The 23,627-nt window shown below is 34.4% G+C and carries 27 protein-coding genes, 1 tRNA gene and 5 pseudogenes; 12 read left to right on the top strand and 21 right to left on the bottom strand.

The genetic code is table 11. From position 1 onward, the window contains the following. Positions 1–3: 3 nt before the first annotated feature. The 12 genes and pseudogenes from ACFELZ_RS04855 to ACFELZ_RS04800 all read right to left on the bottom strand — a co-directional run. Complete coding sequence (locus ACFELZ_RS04855) at positions 4–1,686, bottom strand: WG repeat-containing protein (RefSeq protein ID WP_375315810.1); 1,683 nt, start codon at positions 1,684–1,686, stop codon at positions 4–6. After that, positions 1,647–3,983 carry a glycosyltransferase gene (locus tag ACFELZ_RS04850; protein WP_375315809.1) on the bottom strand — a complete coding sequence of 779 codons (2,337 nt, stop codon included), beginning with the start codon at positions 3,981–3,983 and terminating at the stop codon, positions 1,647–1,649. Before ACFELZ_RS04850 ends, ACFELZ_RS04855 begins: the two co-directional genes overlap by 40 nt. After that, complete coding sequence (locus ACFELZ_RS04845; protein WP_375315808.1) at positions 3,940–4,893, bottom strand: NAD-dependent epimerase/dehydratase family protein; 954 nt, start codon at positions 4,891–4,893, stop codon at positions 3,940–3,942. The genes ACFELZ_RS04850 and ACFELZ_RS04845 overlap by 44 nt, the downstream gene beginning before the upstream one ends. A gap of 125 nt (positions 4,894–5,018) precedes the next feature. Further along, positions 5,019–5,756, bottom strand: a complete 738-nt coding sequence (locus ACFELZ_RS04840; protein WP_375315807.1) for an NTP transferase domain-containing protein — start codon at positions 5,754–5,756, stop codon at positions 5,019–5,021. Positions 5,757–5,888: 132 nt separating this feature from the next. Further along, complete coding sequence (locus tag ACFELZ_RS04835) at positions 5,889–6,851, bottom strand: ankyrin repeat domain-containing protein (RefSeq protein WP_375315806.1); 963 nt, start codon at positions 6,849–6,851, stop codon at positions 5,889–5,891. 2 nt (positions 6,852–6,853) lie between these two features. Further along, the gene (locus ACFELZ_RS04830) at positions 6,854–7,237 is read right to left on the bottom strand and encodes a transposase (protein WP_375316665.1); all 384 of its coding nucleotides are present in this window, start codon (positions 7,235–7,237) and stop codon (positions 6,854–6,856) included. Positions 7,238–7,254: 17 nt separating this feature from the next. Next, positions 7,255–7,419: a hypothetical protein gene (locus ACFELZ_RS04825; protein ID WP_375315781.1), complete on the bottom strand. Its 165-nt coding sequence runs from the start codon at positions 7,417–7,419 to the stop codon at positions 7,255–7,257. 3 nt (positions 7,420–7,422) lie between these two features. Next, positions 7,423–7,620, bottom strand: a complete 198-nt coding sequence (locus ACFELZ_RS04820; RefSeq protein ID WP_375315805.1) for a transposase — start codon at positions 7,618–7,620, stop codon at positions 7,423–7,425. Between the two features lie 37 nt (positions 7,621–7,657). Then, positions 7,658–8,140: pseudogene (locus tag ACFELZ_RS04815) on the bottom strand (DUF4815 domain-containing protein); the annotation flags it as partial. A gap of 16 nt (positions 8,141–8,156) precedes the next feature. Then, a complete protein-coding gene (locus tag ACFELZ_RS04810) occupies positions 8,157–9,722 on the bottom strand; it encodes a hypothetical protein (protein WP_375315804.1) in 1,566 nt (521 codons plus the stop codon). Between the two features lie 249 nt (positions 9,723–9,971). Then, positions 9,972–11,060 carry an IS481 family transposase gene (locus ACFELZ_RS04805; RefSeq protein WP_375315803.1) on the bottom strand — a complete coding sequence of 363 codons (1,089 nt, stop codon included), beginning with the start codon at positions 11,058–11,060 and terminating at the stop codon, positions 9,972–9,974. 67 nt (positions 11,061–11,127) lie between these two features. Beyond that, positions 11,128–11,733, bottom strand: a pseudogene (locus ACFELZ_RS04800) (IS982 family transposase); the annotation flags it as partial. 141 nt (positions 11,734–11,874) lie between these two features. Between ACFELZ_RS04800 and rimM the strand changes: the two are divergent. The 3 genes from rimM to ACFELZ_RS04785 all read left to right on the top strand — a co-directional run bounded on the left by rimM (position 11,875) and on the right by ACFELZ_RS04785 (position 13,717). Continuing rightward, on the top strand, positions 11,875–12,381 hold the full coding sequence (gene rimM, locus ACFELZ_RS04795) for a ribosome maturation factor RimM (RefSeq protein ID WP_375315802.1): 507 nt from the start codon (positions 11,875–11,877) through the stop codon (positions 12,379–12,381). 62 nt (positions 12,382–12,443) lie between these two features. Beyond that, the gene (gene efp / locus ACFELZ_RS04790; RefSeq protein WP_187297399.1) at positions 12,444–13,010 is read left to right on the top strand and encodes an elongation factor P; all 567 of its coding nucleotides are present in this window, start codon (positions 12,444–12,446) and stop codon (positions 13,008–13,010) included. Between the two features lie 8 nt (positions 13,011–13,018). Continuing rightward, entirely contained in the window at positions 13,019–13,717 is a 699-nt protein-coding gene (locus ACFELZ_RS04785) for an inositol monophosphatase family protein (protein ID WP_375315801.1), read from the top strand. Here the strand turns inward: ACFELZ_RS04785 and hemA are convergent. From hemA to ACFELZ_RS04765, 4 genes are all read right to left on the bottom strand, one after another. Next, positions 13,709–14,911 carry a 5-aminolevulinate synthase gene (hemA, locus tag ACFELZ_RS04780; RefSeq protein WP_375315800.1) on the bottom strand — a complete coding sequence of 401 codons (1,203 nt, stop codon included), beginning with the start codon at positions 14,909–14,911 and terminating at the stop codon, positions 13,709–13,711. The two genes, ACFELZ_RS04785 and hemA, sit on opposite strands and share 9 nt — an antisense overlap. 70 nt (positions 14,912–14,981) lie before the next feature. Continuing rightward, positions 14,982–15,293 carry a hypothetical protein gene (locus tag ACFELZ_RS04775; protein ID WP_375315799.1) on the bottom strand — a complete coding sequence of 104 codons (312 nt, stop codon included), beginning with the start codon at positions 15,291–15,293 and terminating at the stop codon, positions 14,982–14,984. A gap of 52 nt (positions 15,294–15,345) precedes the next feature. Next, complete coding sequence (locus ACFELZ_RS04770; protein WP_375315798.1) at positions 15,346–15,540, bottom strand: transposase; 195 nt, start codon at positions 15,538–15,540, stop codon at positions 15,346–15,348. A gap of 35 nt (positions 15,541–15,575) precedes the next feature. Continuing rightward, the gene (locus ACFELZ_RS04765) at positions 15,576–16,436 is read right to left on the bottom strand and encodes an IS982 family transposase (RefSeq protein WP_375315786.1); all 861 of its coding nucleotides are present in this window, start codon (positions 16,434–16,436) and stop codon (positions 15,576–15,578) included. A gap of 77 nt (positions 16,437–16,513) precedes the next feature. Between ACFELZ_RS04765 and ACFELZ_RS04760 the strand changes: the two are divergent. The 9 genes and pseudogenes from ACFELZ_RS04760 to ACFELZ_RS04720 all read left to right on the top strand — a co-directional run. Then, positions 16,514–16,624: pseudogene (locus tag ACFELZ_RS04760) on the top strand (CHC2 zinc finger domain-containing protein); the annotation flags it as partial. Positions 16,625–16,677: 53 nt separating this feature from the next. Next, positions 16,678–16,875 carry a transposase gene (locus tag ACFELZ_RS04755; RefSeq protein WP_375315797.1) on the top strand — a complete coding sequence of 66 codons (198 nt, stop codon included), beginning with the start codon at positions 16,678–16,680 and terminating at the stop codon, positions 16,873–16,875. Between the two features lie 3 nt (positions 16,876–16,878). Beyond that, complete coding sequence (locus ACFELZ_RS04750; RefSeq protein ID WP_375315781.1) at positions 16,879–17,043, top strand: hypothetical protein; 165 nt, start codon at positions 16,879–16,881, stop codon at positions 17,041–17,043. Beyond that, positions 16,986–17,390 (top strand): transposase, encoded by a 405-nt coding sequence (locus ACFELZ_RS04745; protein ID WP_375316664.1) that lies wholly within the window; start codon positions 16,986–16,988, stop codon positions 17,388–17,390. Before ACFELZ_RS04750 ends, ACFELZ_RS04745 begins: the two co-directional genes overlap by 58 nt. A 21-nt stretch (positions 17,391–17,411) precedes the next feature. Then, positions 17,412–17,774, top strand: coding sequence for a helix-turn-helix domain-containing protein (locus tag ACFELZ_RS04740; protein ID WP_375315796.1), 363 nt, complete (start codon positions 17,412–17,414; stop codon positions 17,772–17,774). Further along, positions 17,734–18,309: an IS630 family transposase gene (locus ACFELZ_RS04735; RefSeq protein ID WP_375316663.1), complete on the top strand. Its 576-nt coding sequence runs from the start codon at positions 17,734–17,736 to the stop codon at positions 18,307–18,309. Before ACFELZ_RS04740 ends, ACFELZ_RS04735 begins: the two co-directional genes overlap by 41 nt. A gap of 112 nt (positions 18,310–18,421) precedes the next feature. Then, positions 18,422–18,955, top strand: a pseudogene (locus tag ACFELZ_RS04730) (DNA primase); the annotation flags it as partial. 18 nt (positions 18,956–18,973) lie between these two features. Further along, positions 18,974–19,132, top strand: a complete 159-nt coding sequence (locus ACFELZ_RS04725) for a hypothetical protein (RefSeq protein ID WP_375315795.1) — start codon at positions 18,974–18,976, stop codon at positions 19,130–19,132. 435 nt (positions 19,133–19,567) lie between these two features. After that, positions 19,568–20,430: pseudogene (locus ACFELZ_RS04720) on the top strand (IS982 family transposase). A gap of 149 nt (positions 20,431–20,579) precedes the next feature. Here the strand turns inward: ACFELZ_RS04720 and dapA are convergent. The 5 genes from dapA to ACFELZ_RS04695 form a co-directional block, all read right to left on the bottom strand. After that, entirely contained in the window at positions 20,580–21,461 is an 882-nt protein-coding gene (gene dapA, locus ACFELZ_RS04715) for a 4-hydroxy-tetrahydrodipicolinate synthase (RefSeq protein ID WP_375315794.1), read from the bottom strand. 9 nt (positions 21,462–21,470) lie between these two features. Next, a complete protein-coding gene (gene ssb, locus ACFELZ_RS04710) occupies positions 21,471–21,944 on the bottom strand; it encodes a single-stranded DNA-binding protein (RefSeq protein WP_375315793.1) in 474 nt (157 codons plus the stop codon). A gap of 67 nt (positions 21,945–22,011) precedes the next feature. Beyond that, positions 22,012–22,085: transfer RNA gene (locus tag ACFELZ_RS04705), tRNA-Arg, on the bottom strand. Positions 22,086–22,195: 110 nt separating this feature from the next. Next, entirely contained in the window at positions 22,196–23,011 is an 816-nt protein-coding gene (locus ACFELZ_RS04700; protein ID WP_375315792.1) for a hypothetical protein, read from the bottom strand. A 4-nt stretch (positions 23,012–23,015) separates the two neighbouring features. Further along, complete coding sequence (locus tag ACFELZ_RS04695; RefSeq protein WP_375315791.1) at positions 23,016–23,624, bottom strand: hypothetical protein; 609 nt, start codon at positions 23,622–23,624, stop codon at positions 23,016–23,018. Positions 23,625–23,627 lie beyond the last annotated feature (3 nt).

Genomic DNA, 23,627 nt, shown 5'->3' with positions numbered 1-23,627 from the left:
TGATTAACACCTGACATCAATAACTGATAAGTAATCTGTTAAAGGTACAACAGCAAAAATTTTGAATCCTTTTACTTGTTTTAGTATTTTTTCCCAATCGCTTAATGTTCTTAGTTTACCTCCTGTTTCAACCATTACATTAATATCTACAGAGCCTCCAGCTGGAGAGCGGTAATCTAAAATAGTTTCTATCAATAAAATACGAGATATTCCTTTGACCAATTTTAAATAAGATAGTACTTTATCATCATCATAATGCTGTAGAAAGCGGCAAAAGACACCTAATTCATAATTTGTAGCTGATAGTTCTTCCTGAGTTGTAAGTTTGACTTTTAAATTTTCTACTAACTGTCTTGGCACTTTATGTTCGTTATAATAATATAGGCCTATAGAACCTTTATTGTGTATATCAGAATAAGCAAGAAATAAAGAGTGTACACCAAATAGCAATATATTTTTAGCACCATCTATATTAATCCTAGAATTAAACTCTTTAGTGTCAAACATGGAATATCCTAGCAATGCTTGGTAAAACGCTATTTTCTTATCTTCTGATGCTTCTCTTTCCTTAAAAGATTCAAATGAAGAGATTGACTTCTGTTTTAGTATATCGGCAATCTTTAACCAATTCTTTTCAGCGGCAACTCTTGCCCACATTGTTGCTGCTTTGGGCAGAAATGGTATTTCCTTAAAACACTTACCTTTTGATGATAGTTGCCATAAGTACTTGTTCTTATCGTAATCAATAAACCCTATTTCCCACAACGCCCTTAACAGCCTTTCTAGATTTGGTACGATAATGTTTAACTTTTTAGATAAAACCGGCATAGTTGCAGGTAAAATATTTAACAAATCAAGTTCAATAGCAACGCTTGTTAGGTAAGTTTTCCAAAAGGCTGAAAGTTCTGCAGAAATCCTATGCACTTGAGATTCTTTACCTAAATCAAAAATACTAAACTTTACATTTCCGGTAATATCGATTTGTCCTAACACACCTTCAAAAGTTTCAACTTTTGCCATGCCATTATAGAATGCTTCTACCATTTTAAATCTCTGCTGGTAAACAGGATTACCATTAATATCTATATGAAACCAACCATGTTGATCTTTTGCAATAGAATACCCTTTATGAAAAACATTAAGATTCTTATACCATTTATTATGTACTAACTTTCCATGATGATTAATATGTGTAGCTTTACCATCTTCGTAGACTACAGCGATACCATCCTTAAAATCTCCAACATAATCATATTCCTCCTGATAAATCCTGTTGCCATTTAAATTAATATGAAAACATTTATCATGTCTTCTAACTACACAAATATCTTCCTGATAATTTCCAATCCATTGATACGACTGTTTGTATACTCTACATCCAGATGGATCAATATGGTAACACCCTGTATCATCTTCTACGGCTGCTCTATTGAAGTAGAATCCAAAAGTTTTTAGAAATCTATTATGATAAGCTGCTTCTCCTCTTACATTGATATGATAAGCACCTGTCTGATCATAAACCGGTGCAAGACCGGGCTCATGAAATTTACCAACCTTTATAAACCTATTTTCATACAAAGGATCTCCTAGCAACTCGTGAAACCTCTCACACGGTGAAATTTTAATAGATTTAAGATTATCTTTGATTAATTGATCAAAGGTTTTCTCATGTTGCATGTTTTGCATAATTTATAATTTAAATAATTCTTTTGTAAGCTTAGGTACTCACTACTCTGCCATATTTCCTCGAGTTTAACCTCATTAACATTACCAAAATTTCCTAATGTCTTACGGAGTTCATCTGGAGCACAGCAAGGACTAAACTTTCCTTCATTGTTTATCCATGCTTCTTTACCTAAAAATGGGCATTGACCACCTGGAGCCAAATCCTTAATACCTTCTTGAGAAAGGATTGTAAAATTTTCTAATTTTATCTTTTTACCATTTGGCAATAGCATATTATCTCTAAGCTCATATAACCTTCTCACCTCTGTATTCCATCTACTAATTGCTAATTCATCTCTTCTCATAGATAGATCCTTAATTTCCTTAAAATGCGCCCAAAGATGATGTCCTTTAACTCTATCTATGCCATTTTTTATGGCCATCTTAACTATGTCATAGAGTTCATGTAAATTACTTTCCAAAAATGTTAATTGTAAAGTAACGGTACAACTTTCACCTGTATCGCTAAAGTATTTATCTCTAACTTCAAGGAAAGTTTTTAAATTTTCTGTCACTACTTCCCATTTTGAACCTTTCATGATTCTTTCATGAGTTTCTTTAGTTGCCCCATTCCAGGAAATCTTAACATCAGATAAAATTGGTACCAATAGTTCAGCCCATTTTCTAGCTCCTTTAATAGGAAAAGAACCATTGGTCGTGAGGTTAAGCTTCAGGCCGAACTCATGGCACAAATTGATTATTTCATCAAAGCTTTTGTACATTAAAGGCTCACCCATAGTAGAAGGAATGATTTCCCTTAAAGGTGTTCCAGCTGCCTCTTTAATCACTTTTCTGATAGTTTCTATTGACAGTATCTTGGGCTTTATTCCTTTTACTTTCTTCTCCTCTTTAACTTTACTGTATGGTGAAAAACATTCGCACATTATACAGGAAAAATTACAATAGTCTGGATTAGTGTCAAAAGTGATTCTCCAAGGACCAGGCTTTACAGGTATTGATTTACCCTTACTTGCAATAACATTACAGTAAATTTTGTTAAGTTGCTTGGTGTGTTCACTTATAGAAGGTACATTGCCATTTTCAGTGTAAAGGTAACCTCTCTGTGTCAGTTTATTATATAACTTTTGGTCTGTAGATAGAACCTCCATTTTCTTTGACAAGCTACTTGCATCTCTGTGCTTAAAAGACAACCCATTTATTCCATCTCTCACATATTCTTCCATACCACCATAATCGGCGGTTATAATTGGCACTCTAAGTTGCTGTGCTTCATGTATAACTAATGGCGAATTTTCACCCCAAACTGAAGGAACAACTATTGCATCAACTTTATTAAATACATCAGTAACTATATCTTGATTATCATAACCTCCCATCCATTCTATCCTTTCTTTAACAACATGTGGAAATTGGTCGGCAATTGCCCTTAGGGCTTGAGTTTCTTCTCTTACTGTTCCCCAAATTCTAAGTTTTGCTCTAGGCAATAAATTAGAGAAAGCTTTCAATAAAAGATCTACACCCTTTTCAGGAGTATGGGTACCAATATAGCCAAAAACGAACTCTTTCTCTTGCACTCTATTTCTACCTTTAAGACGATTTAGATCAAAACCATAATCAAGATAAGAGATTTTGTTGACTGGAATATTAAAATCTTGAATAAACTTATTTATCAAGAACTTTGATGGAGCAATAAAGTAATCTATATAGTCTATTATTTTCCTTGTGTGCTTCATTCTAGTTGCAACCCATTGTTCCCAATAATTTATGTCTAAATTCAGGAATTCTTCATCTCCTGTAAAATATCCCTTGTAACATTGGGTTGCACATTTTTGATCCTTTTGTCCATCACAAAGCCGTAACAAATCTTCAGAATTGCGTTGAATAAACCTTCCTCTTGGACACATTAACCAAAAGTCATGTAGCGTAAAAATTGTAGGTATATTTTCTTTAAAAGCAATTTCTGGTAAAGTAATTGATAGATGATTAAGATGACCAAAATGTATAAGATCTGGCTGAAAGTTATCTATTACTCTTTTAAATTTTATATCTACTTCTTCATTAATAAATTTGTAACGATATTTAGCTGTGGGTATATTAATTAAATGCAGTAAGATTCGGGAATCACTACGATCTAGGACTGTAGTGTAATAAAAATCAGGTAAAAAGCTATTTTCATACCTAGTAAATACTTGTACCTCATTGTTATTTGCTAGTTCATGAGCAAGAGTTTGGCTATAAACCTCTGAACCAGCACTATAATAAGGAGGGTAACCATGAATAACTTTTAATATTTTCATATATTACCATATCTATATTGTTAGGATATTCTTGTGTATTGTTTTGTAGACTTTTTATAAATTTACTTAATCCTACTTCTAATGAATGCTTTGGAGACCAACCAAGTAGCTCTTTAGATCTAGTAAAATCACCATGGAACTTAGTTACGTCAAAATTTCTTGGAGGATAAAAATCAATTCTAGAATCACTTTTCGTGACTTTTAATATTGTTTTTGCTAAGTTTTCTAAAGTACATGGGCTATTAGTAGTAAGATGAATGGCAGGAAGAGAAGATTTTTCGCTTTGTAAATATTTAACAGTTAAGCATATACCCTCTATAACATCATCCAAATAGGTAAAATCAAAAACACATTCTTTACCTTCTATTTTAATTGGATCACCTCTTAATGCATTAATACAGAGTGCAGGAATTACTCTACTGTTATGATCTAGTAAACCACCATATACATTTGAAAAGCGTAATATTGCTACATTAAAATCTTTTAAACTTGTTATTTGTTCCTCAATAAATGCTTTACCTTTGGCATAATTATTTATTGGATCAATACTAGCAGATTCTGTAACCGGCAGTTCCTTCTGCTCTCCATAGACTTCCCTACTACTTGCATATATAAACCATGGTTTATTTGGAAGTGACTTACATAACCCTAAAAACTGCATTGTACCATCAACATTAATTTTTTGACACAGTGCAGGATAAAGTTCACCATGTATAACTCTAGAAATTGCAGCCAGATGAATAATTCCTGTACACTTAGCAAGTAGTGGTACTATATCTTCTGAAAAAAAACTGAGTGGATTGCCGCGAAACCTAATATCGCAGCTTATTACTTCATGGCACTGGTTTTCTAACCTTTCCACCAAGGTCGACCCTATCAAACCTGCAGCACCTGTTATTAATATCCCCATGTATACCCTCTCACTACAACTAGGAAAATTTGTCGTACCAATTATCTTACAAGTAAGAATCAAAAGGTATTATAAAACCAGTATAAAACAAATGTCAACTTAAATTAATGAATAAAAAAATGTAGTTATGAAAGAAGAGTTGACTGCCTTCTTTCTTGAAAATAGTGTTCGGCTTTAATCAAATCCTCTTTATTATTTACTCCCATTGCTTCTCTTTCATCAGAAACTACATAACCTACACTCAAGTTATTGTTTGCTGCAATGGGTATGATATCATTAAGACAATACTCATTGGTCGAATTATTAAATTTTATTTCTTTTACTAAGGTAAAAAGATCTTTAGCATATGAAACCATTATTCCAGAGTTTGCAAGAAGCATTTTATCTCCATTTTTTAGGATTTTTTGAACATTGCCGTAATTATCAATTACTAATCTTCCATATTGTTCATCTTGACTATTGAATCCAAGAAGAACTAAATTATTATACTTTAAACAATCAGTCATTTTCATAATTGTATCACTAGATATAAAGGGAGTGTCTCCATACTGTATTAAAACTATGTCTTGATCAGATAACTCCTCCAGATTTTCTAGAGCAATTTTAACTGCAGTGCCAGTACCTGTAATATCTTCTTGAATTATTAGTTTTATATTGTATTGATCGATTATACTTTTTAGGGTATCAAACCTTTCTAAATCTTTTAGAAGGGAGTTGTTAACAACAATTGATAAGATTTTTAGACTCAGCGATTTTGCATTAGAAATTATATGCTCTAAAAGAGTAAGATTTCCCACTTGATGCAACGCTTTTGAATATTCAGAATTCATTCTACTGCTCTTTCCTGCTGCTAATATTATCAAAATGTTACTCATACATGACTCAGGAATTGATTAGGTAGTAAGTTAATTCATAATTAGTAAGATGTAAAGCCCACTGTAATTTTCTAAATGATCTAGATCTTGGCACCCTCATTAGAGTTTCATTTAAGAGAGCTATAACTTCAAACTCTTTACTCGATTTTTTACGCTGACATCTTGTAAACTCTGATCTGGACTTTTTAATATTTCTAATAATCTACTTGCAAGGTTTGAGTGTTTATTGATTACTGCAACCTGGACTAATGACTTGCCTTGATCATCACGAGCATTTGTTACAGCTACGCGCTCATCAGGTTTTATTGCTTTCAGCTTACTGATAATTTCAACATTACCATTTTTTGCATTCTCAAACAGCTCTTCTACTAATTTCAATAGGTTAGTAATATTCTGGTCTCGAGAAAAATCAAGTGGTGTTTTACCTTCCTTATTCTTGATGTTATAAATTGCACCATGTTTCAACAAAGATTTTACAGCTTCAAAAAAGCTATTTTCAGTAGCAACATGCAACGATGTTGTGCCTTTAACTACTGTTTTAGCATTAACAAAGTCACTCAATTCATTGTGGCTTACACGTTGTAACAAAGCTTCAATAATTTCTTTATGACCTTTGGAAGCAGCAGTGTGTAATGGTGTATTACCTTTATTAGTAACTTTAGTAGCATCAGCTCCATTTGCTAGCAAGATATTTACAACTTTTATGTGCCCATTATTAACAGCATAATGTAATGGTGTTCTTCCATCCACGTTTTTTGAATCAATGATTGCTCCATCTCTAATGGAACTCTCAATTTCTAAATAATTATTATCTTCTATAGCTTTAAATAACTTCTCAACCAATTTTAGTAATTTTATGACTTCTGGGTTTCCTCTTCTTTCTGCAAAGTGTAATGGTAAAACATATCTACCTCCTTCAGCTCTAGCATTAAAGTATGCTCCGCTCATAAGCAGAGAACTAACTATATCTAAATTACCAATTTGTGCCCCTAAGTGCAAAGGCGTAGCATTTTTATCCATTTTTGCATTAACATCCGCTCCATTTATAATAAGGGTTTTGACTACCTTAGAGCCTGTCTTCAAACTCAAGAATGAGCTAATTTGTGAAGCATAATAGTGATCATATTAAAGAAGATGTTGTTTTTTGAAGTGAGAGGAGAATGCTCATAATCCTTACTCATACGTCTAAAATTGGAGAGCCAAGCAAAGGTTCTCTCAACAATCCAACGTTTGGGAATAACCTGAAATCCTGTATCAACTATTTTCTTGGTAATCGTCAATAAACATCCAGTTTCCAATAAGCAGAGGTTTTGCAATTTACCTGTGTATCCTTGATCAGCAAAAAACTTATGTAATGTTGGAGCTTTGCATTTGGCTTGAACAAAAAGATTTGGTGCACCATCACGATCCTGAATGCTTGCACTTTGTACTTCAGCAGCAATTACAAGACCTACAGTATCTACAACGATGTGGCGCTTTCTACCCTTTACTTTCTTGCCAGCATCATATCCTCTGGATCCCCTTTTTGAGTAGTTTTTACTGATTGGCTATCTATTATTCCCACTGATGGAGTTTCATTCTTACCAATTATCTCTCTTACTTTTTTAACTAGAAAATCATGAATCTCTTGCCATATTCCACTTTTTTTCAATCGCTAATTACAACTATACACTGTTTTCCATGGTGGAAAATCTTTAGGCAGTTGTCTCCATTGACATCCTGTTCTCATCATATAGCGGATTGCGTTAATAATTGTTCTAATACTATGTTTTCTTGGTCTGCCGGTCTTTTTAGGTTCAAAATATAGCTCTATTATCTTCCATTCTTTGTCACTTATATCGCTTGGGTACATTTAAAATATATCTTATAACACACTTCTTAACTCCTTTCTACTTAGTTTGAAGACAGGCTCTAAGGCCATCAAATTTTACTTCCTTAAGCTTTTTACCTGGCTCAAAACCTTCAATTTCAAAATTCTGTACTGCTTCTCTCATAAATTCAGCTTCGTATGAGGTACTTGACAGCAGCTCTATTGTTTCTCTAGTATTAAATACTCTGGTTACTAGACTTTTCCAATTCGTGGTAACCTCCGTCCAGTGATCGATGTTCTTGGTGATTGTAACTTTTGCCGGTACTGGATCGAAAGCTTGATAAGGATTAATTCTTACCTCACTGGTCTGTAAAAGCTGTTCCAATACCGGTTCAAGTTCATATGGCAACAAATAAGGTTCTTTACCTCTTTCAACATCAATGATTTCCACGTTTATTGGCAATATCAGTTCCTTGTTTACTATTGCTGCAAACTGAACAATTCCTTGATCACGCATATCATCATCAAAGAATGAATCAACAAATACTCCTTGTATTTCGGTGAATGGTTACACAAATTTATGATGACAATATCTTGATTTTAGCATCATCTATGCTAACTTGATCTAATGTATCAAGTGGCTTGTTTTCTTTAGCTTGAGGACAACAATATAGAACTAGGGTAATAGAACCTAAAATGACAAAAGCGGCACCCAAAACTGCCAATAATATGAGATTACCTTTCTGATCAGAGATAAGAGGCTTTCCTAAAAATGAAGAAGTCAGTGATCCAAAAAAAACAGCACATGACAATGCTGTAAGACATAAAGAGACCTTCTTTCCTTTAGAATTTTTCTGCGATTGATTATAGCTTGAAGTTTTGTAGACTAATTCTTCACCTTCACTTGTATCTATAGCACTAAAACAGATTTTTTGAAGAATTCTTGATGATTTACTATCTATACTCTCCCTACTTACCTCTTTTGGTGAATTGCCTGGAACGCTACTCGCTGAAATCAGTAGTTCACTGCTATTTAATAATTGATTACTATCATCTTCATTGTGCTGCGATGCTCCTGGGGTATTTGTGTTAGTTATTTCAATACTTTTATTTTCTTCATCCAATTTTACTAAAGTTCCTGTTGAAACTTCTTTGCTACTACTCTGTCCATTTTGTAATGAAACATCTTGCTGATCATCGTGCGTATAAATACTACCTTTACTTGCATTAAACCGAATACCATCTGAATCTGTTAAGATACTATTATCAGAACTTTTATATGTTTCGCTTTCATCTTCAGCAGTAACAAAACTTTCTTTGCTTAAAATAGGACTTGATGCATTTTCTTTTGATACTAAAAATATTTCAGCTCCATTATTAACTTTTTTCTGACCTGAACCATCACTATCAATAAATTCGGTATCTGAATTATTACCACTTTTCTTGTTCTGGTGGAGGGAATTAAAGTTATTAATATCAAAATTGTTACTGATACTCAGGTTTAGATCTTCTTTACTTAGCGTTATTGTAGCATTATGATTTTCTCTAGCAAACGTGGTTTCTTGAATACTACTAGAAGTATCACTTTTATCTTCTGATAATGGTGTTTTATTACTACCTAATGGACTGTTACTGTTCTCTTTGTAATCTTTTACCCACTCATCTGATACTACTAAAATTTTATTGTTGTTTTGTCCATCTAACTGTACATTTATTGTAGCACCTTTTTTACTCTCTAATGGTGCCGATGTCTCTTGCACTATGTTCAAGCCAGTACTCTCATTAATCTGGGAGAAAGTTGTTGAGATCTCTTTTTGATTTTTCTGACCCAACTTTAGATCTTGATTTACATTAGTAGAGCCTAGGGAGTAATTATCCCACTGAAGCTCATCCATCCTTACTTCATCAGGTGTGCCAATTGAAATACAAAAACTACGAGTACTACCAGGTGTACCAACTAATTCATGAAGACTACCCGTGTTAGGTATACCAAATTCCTGTTCCAAACTCCTGTTCTTACTCTTATCTTTCCCTTTCATCTGATCAGGTTCACAAACACCACCTGATCTTCGAGGACCAGGTTGTACCTTGTTTGCCAAAGGTAATGGTGTGAGATTTTTCCTTTGCTTATTTTTTCTACCCATAACGCCTACTCCAATACAAATTTTTATCGACTACTATGAATTTTAACTTGACCTAATTATTGAATCAATTAAAAATAACTGAGCTTCGATAACACGTTTAGGTCATGTATAACGATTAACTGGTACCTTCTGCAAGCTAAAAAAGATAGTAAAATTATCTCTTTAGCCAGCAGTACTTGAAACTGAAAACGGAAAATGTACAGTGAGTATAGATTTGTAAAAGACAAGATTTAATCTGACAGACAAGAATTAACTGACAGAAGAATTGACGTAGTCAAAACTAATATCAGGCTGTTGTTTAATGCTACTAATATTTTTCTGAAAAGCAATATGTTTACTGTCAAAAAACGTTTGCATAGGTGTTTTGCCATAGCAGTATTTGCCTGAGTGAGGCCTTGTCTCATTGTAAGAACGCAACCAATGATCAACATCGATCTGTAGATCCTCCAAAGAATAGTAGATTTTCTTTCTAAAGATAATATTGTAACACTCATCTTGCATAGTTCTATGGAATCTTTCACATATGCCATCAGTTTGTGGAGAGTTGGCTTTGGTTCTAGAATGATCGATATTTTCGATTCCTAAATATAGCTGATAAGCGTGATTTTCGGGCTTGCCACAATACTCCGTACCCCTATCAGTTAGAATGCGTAATAATGGAATTCTCTGCTCATCAAAAAATGGGATAACTCTATCGTTAAGAAGATCTGCAGCTGTAATAGCTGTTCTGTCCGTGTAAAGTTTAACCATTGCAACTCTGGAATAAGTATCAACAAAAGTTTGCTGATAAATGTGCCCTATGCCTTTGATATTGCCCACATAATAGGTATCTTGAGAACCCAAATAACCTGGATGTTGCGTCTCAATTTCACCATGAGCTTCCCTTTGTTCTTTCACTTTTTCTAAAGCTGCAAGTTGTTCTTCAGTTAAAATGATTCCGTCTTGAGCTACTTTTGCCTCCAGTGCTTTAAGTCTCTTTTTCAAAGTTTCAAGGTCATTTCTTAGCCATACAGATCTTACTCCTCCTTGGGAAATTATTATACCTCTTTTTCTCAGCTCATTTGCAGCTCTTTCTTGTCCATATGCAGGAAATTCTGTAGCTATGCCAATTATTGCTCTTTCTATATCTTCCGAAACTCTGTTTGCTAATAGCGGTTTTTTCTTACTTATTTCATGTAATGCTTCTTCTCCCCCATTTTCATATAACTCCTTGAATCGATAAAATGTATCTCTTGAGTATCCCATCACTTTGCACGCTTGAGACACATTTCCTAATTGTTTTGCTAGCTCTAGTAATCCTAGTTTTGGTTTTAGTATTTTTGTTTGTATTGTACTCATTTCTAACACTCCTTATTTTTATTATTCTTAACTTACTTTTTTAAAGTGTCAGATCAAGTCCTATTTAATACAGCTTCTGAAAAAGCTCTTTTGCAATATAACCTTTGTCACCAAACAAAAGACCGATTAATTTTTCCGTCAGATTTGGCACAGGTATCCTATCATCAACATTGCCTTTTGTTAGCGTAAGTGCATGAATTTCAACATTTTCATTGATTACCATATGTAATTTGAAACCAAAAAACCAGCCGTAAGTGCTCTTGCTTAATTTTGCAATTCCAGCAAAAACTTTGTTTTTGGATATTCTTTTTGCATGACAAACTGCAATGGGAGTTGTGTCTATATATGAAATTCCAGTGTTTTCTGACTGTCCACAAAGCCAATGCAACAACATTGCTAAATGCCACAAAACCCTAGGCTTTAGAGCAACAAACCTGGTATATGAAGGTAACTTTGGAAACTCTGATTTGTAGAGCAACGTTAGGTAATGTAGATAGAAAGTTTTACACGGAGATTGTTGATATAGCAGGATTATTGTCATGATTTCGGAGTGCTCAATTTCCGTTGTTCTTGTGGGGTTTTTACCATTTGGCAGTAGTTTATCTGCAAAATTTTTCTCTATATCTCTGCAAAAATCATCGACCAAACAAAACAGTTTTGTTATATCTTCCATGGGTAACCTCATCTATTTTTTTATCACTGCTGAGTTTACCCTGTTTTCTTGCCTCTTCTATTCTCCTTTAATCCATAATTCACGTTTTTAGGTATTTTATGCCTTATAGACAAAAAATCCAACATTAGTTATCATCTTAATATGAACGACAATCTGGTATGCCTCGGAATGATTACTTCTCCTCACGGAATTAAAGGAGCTGTTAAATTAAAAACTTTTACCGAAAAACCTGAAAATATCTCCTTATATGGTGAGCTAATAAGTGGTGATGAGAATTATAAAATAGACTTAGTATCCGTCATAGGTGATAATCTAGTAATAGCTACAATCAGCGGAGTAAATTCCCGTAATGAAGCAGAGCTTTTAAGGAATAAGAAGCTGTATATAGAAAGAAGCAAGCTACTGAAGCTAAATGATGAGAATGAATTTTATCAAAGTGACCTTGTAGATATGGAAGTAAGGCTGGAAAGTAATGAATTATATGGCAATGTAAAATCTGTGTATAATTTCGGCTCAGGGGATATATTAGAAATTTTGGTTATCAGCACAAAAAAACGCATTATGCTATCTTTCACTAAAGAGATATTTCCACATATAAATATAAGGGGGAGGTATATAGTATTAAATATGCCAGAATTTATTGACTAATAAAGACTTTGATATTTATATAAAGCTATTTATAATTATAAGATCAAGTTGAAAATGTAATTATGGCAGAAAGAGCTAATGATATCAGACCAGGTCAGGTGTTGGAACATAACGGCGGATTATTTTTGGTTGTAGGTATTATGCATACTCAACCTGGTAAAGGTGGTGCATACATACAAGCCGAAATGAAAAACATTAAAACCGGAGCAAAACACTATGAAAGATTTCGCTCTGATGCAACAATCAGAAGGGCAATTTTAGATGAAGAGGAGTATGTTTACCTTTTCACTGAAGGAAACATTGTAAATCTTATGCATCCAAGTAATTACGAGCAAATCACTATAAATTTGGACTTATTGGGAGAAAAAAAGATTTATCTACAGGATAATATGAAAGTTAAAATAGTAACTTATCAAGACAAAATAATTTCTGCGCATGTGCCTGATTATGTTACACTTGCTGTGAAAGAAACAGAGTCTGTTATTAAAGGACAAACTGCTACTGCTTCTTATAAGCCTGCAATTTTAGAAAACGGAATGCGCGTTAACGTGCCTCAGTTTATAAAAGAAGAGGATAAAATTGTAGTATATACTCCAGATGACAGCTATTATGAAAGAGTGAAAGAGTAAAAGGAAGAATGTCCATTTCATCACCACGAATTAATGTGATGCTTGATTCTGTGCGTAGTGCTTCCAGGCAGCTTATGCGCGATTTTAATGAATTGCAAATTTCTAATGTTAAGTCAGCAGACTTTATTAATAAAACTTATTCAAAATCCAAGCAAACCATATACGATTGCTTGCACGACTACAAACAAGACTATGAGTTTATTTCCGAAGATGATACTGACCAAGAAATAAAAGATAACGGTTACACTTGGTTTATTATGCCTATAGAGGGAAGGGAGAACTTTTCTAGTTGCATGGTTTATTTTGCAGTATCAGTCTGTCTCATTCATAAAAATAAAGTTGTGGCAGCTGTAATTGATGCTCCTGCTCTTAGAGAAACTTTTTGGGCAGAAGAAAAGAAAGGTGCTTTTCTTGAGGATTTTAGATCTCGTCATATAAAAATGCGGGTGAAAAGCCGTGAAGGGGGTCTGATAGATGTAAGTGGTAATTTATTAAATAAATTGCTGCCTGGTAATAGTAATGTACGCTCCATCGGTTCAATAATTTTAGGCTTTGCATACTTTGCGGCAGGAAGGCACAGTGGAATAGTTTACTCTAGAGTTAACAAATATAAAACCTTGCTCGGTAGACTTTTTCTACAAGAAAGCGGTGGAAGGCTAACGGAAGACAACGGATTGATTATCGCTGGCGATATTAAATTAGGATAAACAGGCTACAGAGATAGACAACTTTTCGAAAATTTTTACAAGAGATTCTGTCAAATGCTTTATCATTTCATCTGTATGATAAGGTGTAGGAGTAATACGGAAACGCTCAGTTCCTCTTGGCACCGTTGGATAATTTATATGTTGAACGTATATTCCATACTCATCAAATAATAATTTTGATGCTTTTTTGGATAACTCTGGGTCGCCAATTATTATTGGAATTATATGAGTTTCTGTTGGAATGAAATTAATTCCTGCATTTCTCAGTGAGTTTTTTACTTTTTCAACGACTTGCTTTTGCTTTTCCCTTTCAATGTTGCTCGATTTTAGGTGTTCAACGCTTGCCTTTGCTGCCGCTGCTAAAACAGGCGACATAGCAGTGGTGAAAATAAATCCTGGAGCGGAACTTCTTATTACATCTACCAAGCTCTTTGAAGACGCTATATACCCACCCATCACTCCAAAAGCCTTCGATAGTGTACCTTGAATAACGGTTATTCTATCCATCAGGCCTTCTCTTTCTGCAATTCCGCCACCATGTGAACCATACATGCCAACTGCGTGCACCTCATCCAAATAGGTAATTGCATTATGTTGATCTGCAAGATCGCATATCGCCTCAAGCGGCGCTATATCGCCATCCATTGAATATACGGATTCAAGCGCTATTATCTTTGGTGTTTTTGTGTCTACGGACTTTAACAACTGCTCTAAGTGATCAACATCATTATGTCTAAATATATGTTTTGGTCTTTTTCCTGATTTTATGCCTTCTATCATTGAAGAATGGTTCTTCTCGTCTGAAAAAATTACTACATTTGGGATAATAGACGATAAAGTGCTAAGTGTAGTCTGGTTAGCAAGGTAGCCACAAGCAAAAGTTAAAGCAGCCTCTTTTTTATGTAAACAAGCTAGGGATTTTTCCAGTTCGACAACCTCTTTTGTTGTACCAGATATATTTCTTGTTCCTCCAGCGCCAACAGATGAATTTTGAATAGCAGCAATAACACTCTCATTCTGTGACATTCCCAAATAGTTATTACTGCACCAGACGATTACTTCCCTATTTCTTTCATAGTCCATAATGTGGGGGAGCCTACCTGGCAATGACGCAAAGTGCGTAAATTCACGGTAGCGCCCCTCCTCTTTTATATCTTTGATTTTATTTAAGAATATTTCTTCGTAGTTTACCAAGTTTTTATTCGCTAATAATTAACATAATTATAATAAATTATTAAACATAGACTACTATATTTATTCATCGTCAGCTACAGCAAGGTGTACTTTTTTGCATATCATCAACCTTTTCGACCTTATCGTTTTCAATTAAGGTTTTAGGCCTATAGCAGTAGGTAACTATAGCTACAATAAGACAACAAGCTCCAACTGCTATCCCCACTGCTAACATCTCTAGGCAAACTACAATAGCCGCTCCCGAAGCAACTCCAGCTAGTGCTAGCGCAGAAGCAGCTATGACATACCCCTTTGTATTTTGCGGAGCAGTATTATTCTTGCTTAAATTGCTTGATATATAGTCTACAGTTGCCGAATAGCCTAAAGATGACATAAACTCCAAAAACTCTTTATTTCCTTGTTTTTTTGCTATATCTAAGAGCCTGTCTTCAAACTCAAGAATGAGCTAATTTGTGAAGCATAATAGTGATCATATTAAAGAAGATGTTGTTTTTTGAAGTGAGAGGAGAATGCTCATAATCCTTACTCATACGTCTAAAATTGGAGAGCCAAGCAAAGGTTCTCTCAACAATCCAACGTTTGGGAATAACCTGAAATCCTGTATCAACTATTTTCTTGGTAATCGTCAATAAACATCCAGTTTCCAATAAACGCGAATTCTGGATTAAGGAAGGAAGAAAGTATAGGAAATAGAAGGCTTTGTGGATTTGATGGAGTAGGAAATGAGAGTAGAAAAGATATGAACCAAAAAATTAACAGGGGATCTATGGCGAGTGTGTTCAATTTCTAGTCTATTTTTTAGGTAACCAAAAACAGTCTCAATGATAGACCTTTTTCTCAGTAAAATCTTCTCATTTAGCGAAATCAATGTATTTTTCATACCTTTTTTCACCTTGGTAACAAGTTTCAAACCTCGGTCAAACAGCTTCTGAAAAAGCTCTTTTGCAATATAACCTTTGTCACCAAACAAAAGACCGATTAATTTTTCCGTCAGATTTGGCACAGGTATCCTATCATCAACATTGCCTTTTGTTAGCGTAAGTGCATGAATTTCAACATTTTCATTGATTACCATATGTAATTTGAAACCAAAAAACCAGCCGTAAGTGCTCTTGCTTAATTTTGCAATTCCAGCAAAAACTTTGTTTTTGGATATTCTTTTTGCATGACAAACTGCAATGGGAGTTGTGTCTATATATGAAATTCCAGTGTTTTCTGACTGTCCACAAAGCCAATGCAACAACATTGCTAAATGCCACAAAACCCTAGGCTTTAGAGCAACAAACCTGGTATATGAAGGTAACTTTGGAAACTCTGATTTGTAGAGCAACGTTAGGTAATGTAGATAGAAAGTTTTACACGGAGATTGTTGATATAGCAGGATTATTGTCATGATTTCGGAGTGCTCAATTTCCGTTGTTCTTGTGGGGTTTTTACCATTTGGCAGTAGTTTATCTGCAAAATTTTTCTCTATATCTCTGCAAAAATCATCGACCAAACAAAACAGTTTTGTTATATCTTCCATGGGTAACCTCATCTATTTTTTTATCACTGCTGAGTTTACCCTGTTTTCTTGCCTCTTCTATTCTCCTTTAATCCAGAATTCACGTTAAAAAAGTCAGGCTAATAAAAAGAGGAGATAGTTTTGTTGGGCTCTGTCCATTTCATAACGAAAAAACCCCATCTTTTTCGGTGAGCAATACTAAGAGCCTGTCTTCAAACTAAGTAGAAAGGAGTTAAGAAGTGTGTTATAAGATATATTTTAAATGTACCCAAGCGATATAAGTGACAAAGAATGGAAGATAATAGAGCTATATTTTGAACCTAAAAAGACCGGTAGACCAAGAAAACATAGTATTAGAACAATTATTAACGCAATTCGCTATGTGATGAGAACAGGATGTCAATGGAGACAACTGCCTAAAGATTTTCCACCATGGAAAACAGTGTATAGTTGTAATTAGCGATTGAAAAAAAGTGGAATATGGCAAGAGATTCATGATTTTCTAGTTAAAAAAGTAAGAGAGATAATTGGTAAGAATGAAACTCCATCAGTGGGAATAATAGATAGCCAATCAGTAAAAACTACTCAAAAAGGGGATCCAGAGGATATGATGCTGGCAAGAAAGTAAAGGGTAGAAAGCGCCACATCGTTGTAGATACTGTAGGTCTTGTAATTGCTGCTGAAGTACAAAGTGCAAGCATTCAGGATCTTGATGGTGCACTAAATCTTTTTGTTCAAGCCAAATGCAAAGCTCCAACATTACATAAGTTTTTTGCTGATCAAGGATACACAGGTAAATTGCAAAACCTCTGCTTATTGGAAACTGGATGTTTATTGACGATTACCAAGAAAATAGTTGATACAGGATTTCAGGTTATTCCCAAACGTTGGATTGTTGAGAGAACCTTTGCTTGGCTCTCCAATTTTATAGCTAACCGAAATAAGGTTTCCTCAAAGGAGTGTAAAAAGGTATAATACTGCTTTAATTAAGGTAGAATGATGGCAAAGCCATATAGTGAGGACCTGAGGGAACGAGTTTTAAAAGTGGTTGACGAGAAAAAAATGACTATGGAAGAAGTAAGCAAGATGTTCAAAATTGATAGAAAAACTATATACTGGTGGAGGAAAAGAAGAGAAGAAACAGGAAGTATAAAACCGTCTTCAGGCTACCAAAAGGGACATAGTCATAAAATTAAATACTTAGATGGCTTTGTCAAATTTCTGGATGAAAACCGAGATATTACGGTTGAAAAAATAATTGAAAAATTTGGCAACATGTGCAAAGGCACAGTCTACAATTATCTTAAAAAAGTAAACTATACATATAAAAAAAACTTTTCTTTATCAGGAAAGGAATGAAGAGAAACGCAAGGAGTTCATAAAAAAAATAGAAGGAATAGAAAAAGAAAACTTGATATTCATAGATGACTCTGGAGTAGAAGACAACAGATTTTATGAATATGGGTGGTCTCAAAAAGGCAAGAGGTTATTTGCCGATAAACCAGGGTTTAAAAGAAAGAGGGTAAGCATAATAGGAGCACTAAATGAGGGAAAAGTTAAAGCTTCCTGGGTAATTGAGGGCTACTGCAACAGCGAGATTTTTGATGCTTATGTAGAAAATATACTTGTTCCTATATTAAAACCTGGACAGACTATTGTTCTCGATAATGCAAGCTTTCATAAATCTGCAAGAACGAAAAATTTGATAGAAAATGTTGGGTGTAAAATTTTGTTCTCGCCGCCATACTCACCGGATTTAAATCCGATTGAGAAGTTCTGGTTTGCCATTAAGCATGCCATAAGAAAAGTGCTGCCAAGCTTTTGGCCCAATATTAATTCGGCTATTGATTTTGTCTTTCAGCTCTCGGGGAAATCTTACTTCGGTTGGCTATAGACGTATGAGTAAGGATTATGAGCATTCTCCTCTCACTTCAAAAAACAACATCTTCTTTAATATGATCACTATTATGCTTCACAAATTAGCTCATTCTTGAGTTTGAAGACAGGATCTAAGAAGTAGCTTCAAAAAACAGATTTTTAATAGTAAAACTAGAGCAACAAAAGGTGAGTATCTTCATAACAAATCTCCAGAGCTAATTGAGGCAGAGCAAAATCAGGCCATAATTTTGCGTATAGCCGTAGAATTTCCTGAAATCTTGAACCGTCCTATATTTTTTGAGCAATTTTCTCATTTTGAATTTACTAATGAGATGAAAAGATTACAACAGCGTGTAATTGATGTAATAAGTAACAAAAGCAAACTTGGTAAAGAGGCTTTGTTACAAGAATTGAAACAGTTTGACGTTATAAAGTATGTATTTGAAAAAACTAGTGTACTAAATAGCCAGCTGAACGAGAGAAAATCTGCAGAAATTGTGTGGAATAATATAGTGTTACTAAAAGAATTAAATGCGTTACGAAAAGAAAGAACCGAAGCGAGGCTGAGCGGTAATCTTGACTTAGAGGAAAGGTTGATAGAACAAATAGAGCAAATAGAAAGTAATATACAAGAAATGCAAATGGAGTTTATTGAAAAGTAGAGCTGTTATAAAAAGTTTATGCCAAATTCCAATAAATGTAGAGTTTTAATGAACATAGGACAGGCTAATGAATTTATAAAGGACAGTTTACAAATTGAAATTGATAGTGTGGAAGTGTGCCGTAGAGATGCAAAGGATGTTTGTATAGAACAAGCTAGTGCAAAAGCTACGCAATAGATGAGGGAGGGCCCCTCGGAGCCGGTTTACAAGAGCAGGCTTCAAACTACCATAAGCTGCTTTGGTCAAGAGTCAAGGTAGTGAGCGTTATGGAAAAGGCGCAATTATGCGTCATGTATGAAATAGGAAGGCGAATGAAAATGAACCACTGAAGAAGTGTCGAAATTTCCATGAACGACATTAAAACTAAGTGCTTTCTACACACTTAGGATAAATCTATCGGGAGCTTGTTTACTGGATAGGTAGTGTCCGGCATAGAGGTGGCGCGAATCTATTTTTGGCTATTGTGTAGAACTACGGGAACCTGTCGTTACGATGATAAGGGAGAAATCCAAGGAGCTAAACTTCAAACGTGAATTCTGGATTAAAGGAGAATAGAAGAGGCAAGAAAACAGGGTAAACTCAGCAGTGATAAAAAAATAGATGAGGTTACCCATGGAAGATATAACAAAACTGTTTTGTTTGGTCGATGATTTTTGCAGAGATATAGAGAAAAATTTTGCAGATAAACTACTGCCAAATGGTAAAAACCCCACAAGAACAACGGAAATTGAGCACTCCGAAATCATGACAATAATCCTGCTATATCAACAATCTCCGTGTAAAACTTTCTATCTACATTACCTAACGTTGCTCTACAAATCAGAGTTTCCAAAGTTACCTTCATATACCAGGTTTGTTGCTCTAAAGCCTAGGGTTTTGTGGCATTTAGCAATGTTGTTGCATTGGCTTTGTGGACAGTCAGAAAACACTGGAATTTCATATATAGACACAACTCCCATTGCAGTTTGTCATGCAAAAAGAATATCCAAAAACAAAGTTTTTGCTGGAATTGCAAAATTAAGCAAGAGCACTTACGGCTGGTTTTTTGGTTTCAAATTACATATGGTAATCAATGAAAATGTTGAAATTCATGCACTTACGCTAACAAAAGGCAATGTTGATGATAGGATACCTGTGCCAAATCTGACGGAAAAATTAATCGGTCTTTTGTTTGGTGACAAAGGTTATATTGCAAAAGAGCTTTTTCAGAAGCTGTTTGACCGAGGTTTGAAACTTGTTACCAAGGTGAAAAAAGGTATGAAAAATACATTGATTTCGTTAAATGAGAAGATTTTACTGAGAAAAAGGTCTATCATTGAGACTGTTTTTGGTTACCTAAAAAATAGACTAGAAATTGAACACACTCGCCATAGATCCCCTGTTAATTTTTTGGTTCATATCTTTTCTACTCTCATTTTTTCTATTCCATCAAATCCACAAAGCCTTCTATTTCCTATACTTTCTTCCTTCCTTAATCCAGAATTCGCGTCTATAGATAGGGAACAGGTTTTAAAGGATTATCATAGCCTTTTAGGAGAAAAAACGTTATTAGAAAAGGCAAAATCCGATCTAGAAGAAATAAGAAGTTTGAAATTTGATGGTGTTACGAAACGTAGTCCTTGTCTTAGTAATTAGCCAATTCTTCCCACTCAAGAACCATCTCATTAGCTTGCCTTAATACTTCAACAGAAGGCAAGTCTTCTGTGCTGAGTGGTAGGCGGACAGTTTGATGTTCTATAAGACCAATATCATGCAAAAGTGCTTTAGTGGGTATTGGGTTGCTGGCAATAAATAGAGCTTTGCAAGCTTGTTGCCAACTATCTGCCTGAAAGTTCTTGCCACTTAAGCACTGCTTAACGTATTCACGCGCTATGCGTGGCCAAACATTAGAAGCAACAGAAACCAGGCCAGCCGCACCATAAGCGGCCATATCGGATATCATATTATCATCTCCACAAAAGACCTCAATATTTGGTGCAACTTTCTTATACTGAGCTAAAGTACCAACGGTGCCACTGGAATCTTTGATAGCCCAAAGTTTTTCATGGTCAGATAAGTTATGTACAGTTTCAGGATGAAGATTTATTCCCGCTCTTGATGGAATATTGTAAAGCATAGCCGGTACATGTGCTTTTTCAAGCAGCTTTTCAAACCATAAAGTTTGCCCCATGATTCCAGGCTTTGCATAAATGGGAGTTGTCATTAGATAGCCATGAATAGGCATACCCTTGCAAAAATCAAGCCATTCAAGAGTTTGATACAGATTCACTCCTGGTACACCAATTATAATTTTCGTATTTAATTTTAGCTTACATAAAAATTCAACTAATGTACGCTTTTCAGAATCAGTAAGCGATAGGCCTTCACCTGTGCTACCCAGTAACACTACGCCATTTTCAGCTTCAGCTTGTATTGTAAGTAAACGCTGCAAACTGCGGTAATCTATGCCATCCCCATTGCAATTAAAAGGAGTAACACAAGCAGTCCATAAAAATGTAAATTTCAATTTAAATTGTTAAAATGGTATTTCATCGTCGATTAGTTCATCTTTTATATCGTTGTCAGAACTTTCGTGCTTATTTTTTTGTTCTGTTTCATTTTGCTTGTATTCACTCGGCTTGTAATCGGAATTTGGTCGTGAATCGAGGAGAGTAAGAGCGCTATTAAAATTATATAGAACCACCTCTGTTGTGTATCTTTCACTACCGTTTTGGTCAGTCCATTTTCTAGTTCTCAAAGAACCTTCAACATAAACTTTACTGCCTTTACGTGCAAAATCTTTAACGATTTTTACTAATCCTTCACTAAAAATTACGATATTATGCCATTCTGTCTTTTCAGAGCGCATACCGGAAAGTTTGTCAGTCCAACTTTCAGACGTGGCTATTGAAAAACTTGCCATCTCTTTTCCATTTTGTGTAGTCCTAATTTCAGGATCTTTTCCTAAATTACCAACTAATATGACTTTGTTTATGGTACCACCAGACATAATTATGCTCTAAATAAATCCCTTTATTATCTTATGTGAAAGTACTATTGTCAAATTTAATTAAAAGTGCGCTTGGAGGGATTCGAACCCACGGCCTTTGCCTCCGGAGGGCAACGCTCTATCCAACTGAGCTACAAGCGCATATATAGCTACCCACCCGCGGTATCTATGTTGAGATCCCGCTAACGAGCAGCGGGATGACGGTTTTTTAAATTGTCGGTAAACCTAAGTCACTTTGGCTATATACTAAATTATTTAATAGATAAGCTATCCAAGTCAAATTTTTGTTTTGGATAAAGCGTAAACATAATACTCCCATGTCCAAGATATACATTTTGAGAATCATTCGCATGCTTTTTTATTGCTTTTTGATCTACGGTCCATACAAAAGTTACATAATTTTCAGTAACTGAGTGCACTTTTAAATCCTTAGTATTTATAAACAGCTTTCCATTTACCCATATTTTCCATGTATCGGAAGAAAGATATAAAATTGAGTCTAAACTCACTACCTTACAGTTGAAATTATCTGATACCTCCTCTTTTGCAGCTCTTGAAGACCGTAAATTGAACTTTTCCATTTCATTGACCATTCTATTAACTGGCTCTTCATCAAAAAAAATGCTTTTTACGTTACTATATTGTGACAAAACGTCAAAGTCACTTTCCACTGCTTCTCTTATTATATCGTCCCGATCTGTATAGCTTAGTTTTTGATTGTTAATAAAGAAACACTCTTTTGCACGCAAATTTGCTATATCAATAAAATCATCGATTTCTTGATTGCCAACTTTAAGAATACTTTCAAAATATCTTTTTTCTATCATCATTCCATACTGAGAATGATGACAAACCATTTCATCATCACCTTGTTTTTCTATATATACGCATAAATTTCCACTATTTAATCCTAATATTTTATGCTCAATAAAATCTTCATTGCCAATATATTGTCGGCAAGAATACTCCTTACAAATTTCTATGCTTTCTATGATATCTTCACAACTGCAATATGCATTAACATTGGAAATGAGTAGCGTAAAAATAAAAAACAGCTTTATGTTCATCACCTTATCTACTTAATATAGTATACCAATCAAAGACTATATTAACTCTCACTATCTCTATCATATTACCATTCAAAATTTGATTCATAGTTGCAGCATCAATATTTCTCTGCTTGTTTAAAATAAGAGATTTGATCATAACATAACCGGGCAGATTTGGAATAGACTGTAGAAATAAAAAAATATGCTTATCGCTGATTGAACTTAAATTTAGGACCACTTCACTTTTTACTACTTTTGTGCGTTCACTTTTGTTGTGGAGCTCAACTTCTTCGGGTATAGAAATTGATATTTCAGGTTCTAATATATAGTACTTTTTATATAATCTGCTAAGCTCGAAATTTAAATTTGCAATGTATCTGCTACTGTGTAAATTTGAAGAAGAAATTTTTTTCCATAAATCTAGGTTTTTATTTAGAACAACTTCCTTTTTTTGAATTCCAGTAATCTGTAAATTAATAGAACGTATTTTATCAATCGCAATTTGGTTTTTATTATAAACCTTTTCGTTATAGATAACAACATATGTTAATAACCCTATTAATCCAACAGATAATAACAAATACGATATAAACTGAATTGTAGCTTTTCTTTTTAATTGAGAGATAGTCATTAA

It is taken from the genome of Wolbachia endosymbiont (group A) of Colletes cunicularius (assembly GCF_964264715.1).
Lineage (GTDB): Bacteria > Pseudomonadota > Alphaproteobacteria > Rickettsiales > Anaplasmataceae > Wolbachia.
Note: the sequence above shows the minus strand (reverse complement) of the source record. Positions and strands in the feature narration are given on the sequence as shown.

Excerpts from the sequence above, each read along its gene's own strand:
- ACFELZ_RS04820 (WP_375315805.1), bottom strand. The coding sequence starts at position 7,620 with ATGTACCCAAGCGATATAAGTGACAAAGAATGGAAGATAATAGAGCTA.
- ACFELZ_RS04805 (WP_375315803.1), bottom strand. The coding sequence starts at position 11,060 with ATGAGTACAATACAAACAAAAATACTAAAACCAAAACTAGGATTACTA.
- ACFELZ_RS04845 (WP_375315808.1), bottom strand. The coding sequence starts at position 4,893 with ATGGGGATATTAATAACAGGTGCTGCAGGTTTGATAGGGTCGACCTTG.
- ACFELZ_RS04700 (WP_375315792.1), bottom strand. The coding sequence starts at position 23,011 with ATGAACATAAAGCTGTTTTTTATTTTTACGCTACTCATTTCCAATGTT.
- efp (WP_187297399.1), top strand. The coding sequence starts at position 12,444 with ATGGCAGAAAGAGCTAATGATATCAGACCAGGTCAGGTGTTGGAACAT.
- ACFELZ_RS04785 (WP_375315801.1), top strand. The coding sequence starts at position 13,019 with ATGTCCATTTCATCACCACGAATTAATGTGATGCTTGATTCTGTGCGT.
- ACFELZ_RS04765 (WP_375315786.1), bottom strand. The coding sequence starts at position 16,436 with ATGGAAGATATAACAAAACTGTTTTGTTTGGTCGATGATTTTTGCAGA.
- rimM (WP_375315802.1), top strand. The coding sequence starts at position 11,875 with ATGAACGACAATCTGGTATGCCTCGGAATGATTACTTCTCCTCACGGA.
- ACFELZ_RS04810 (WP_375315804.1), bottom strand. The coding sequence starts at position 9,722 with ATGGGTAGAAAAAATAAGCAAAGGAAAAATCTCACACCATTACCTTTG.
- ACFELZ_RS04855 (WP_375315810.1), bottom strand. The coding sequence starts at position 1,686 with ATGCAAAACATGCAACATGAGAAAACCTTTGATCAATTAATCAAAGAT.
- ACFELZ_RS04755 (WP_375315797.1), top strand. The coding sequence starts at position 16,678 with ATGTACCCAAGCGATATAAGTGACAAAGAATGGAAGATAATAGAGCTA.
- ssb (WP_375315793.1), bottom strand. The coding sequence starts at position 21,944 with ATGTCTGGTGGTACCATAAACAAAGTCATATTAGTTGGTAATTTAGGA.
- ACFELZ_RS04740 (WP_375315796.1), top strand. The coding sequence starts at position 17,412 with ATGATGGCAAAGCCATATAGTGAGGACCTGAGGGAACGAGTTTTAAAA.
- ACFELZ_RS04695 (WP_375315791.1), bottom strand. The coding sequence starts at position 23,624 with ATGACTATCTCTCAATTAAAAAGAAAAGCTACAATTCAGTTTATATCG.
- ACFELZ_RS04850 (WP_375315809.1), bottom strand. The coding sequence starts at position 3,983 with ATGAAAATATTAAAAGTTATTCATGGTTACCCTCCTTATTATAGTGCT.
- ACFELZ_RS04725 (WP_375315795.1), top strand. The coding sequence starts at position 18,974 with ATGCCAAATTCCAATAAATGTAGAGTTTTAATGAACATAGGACAGGCT.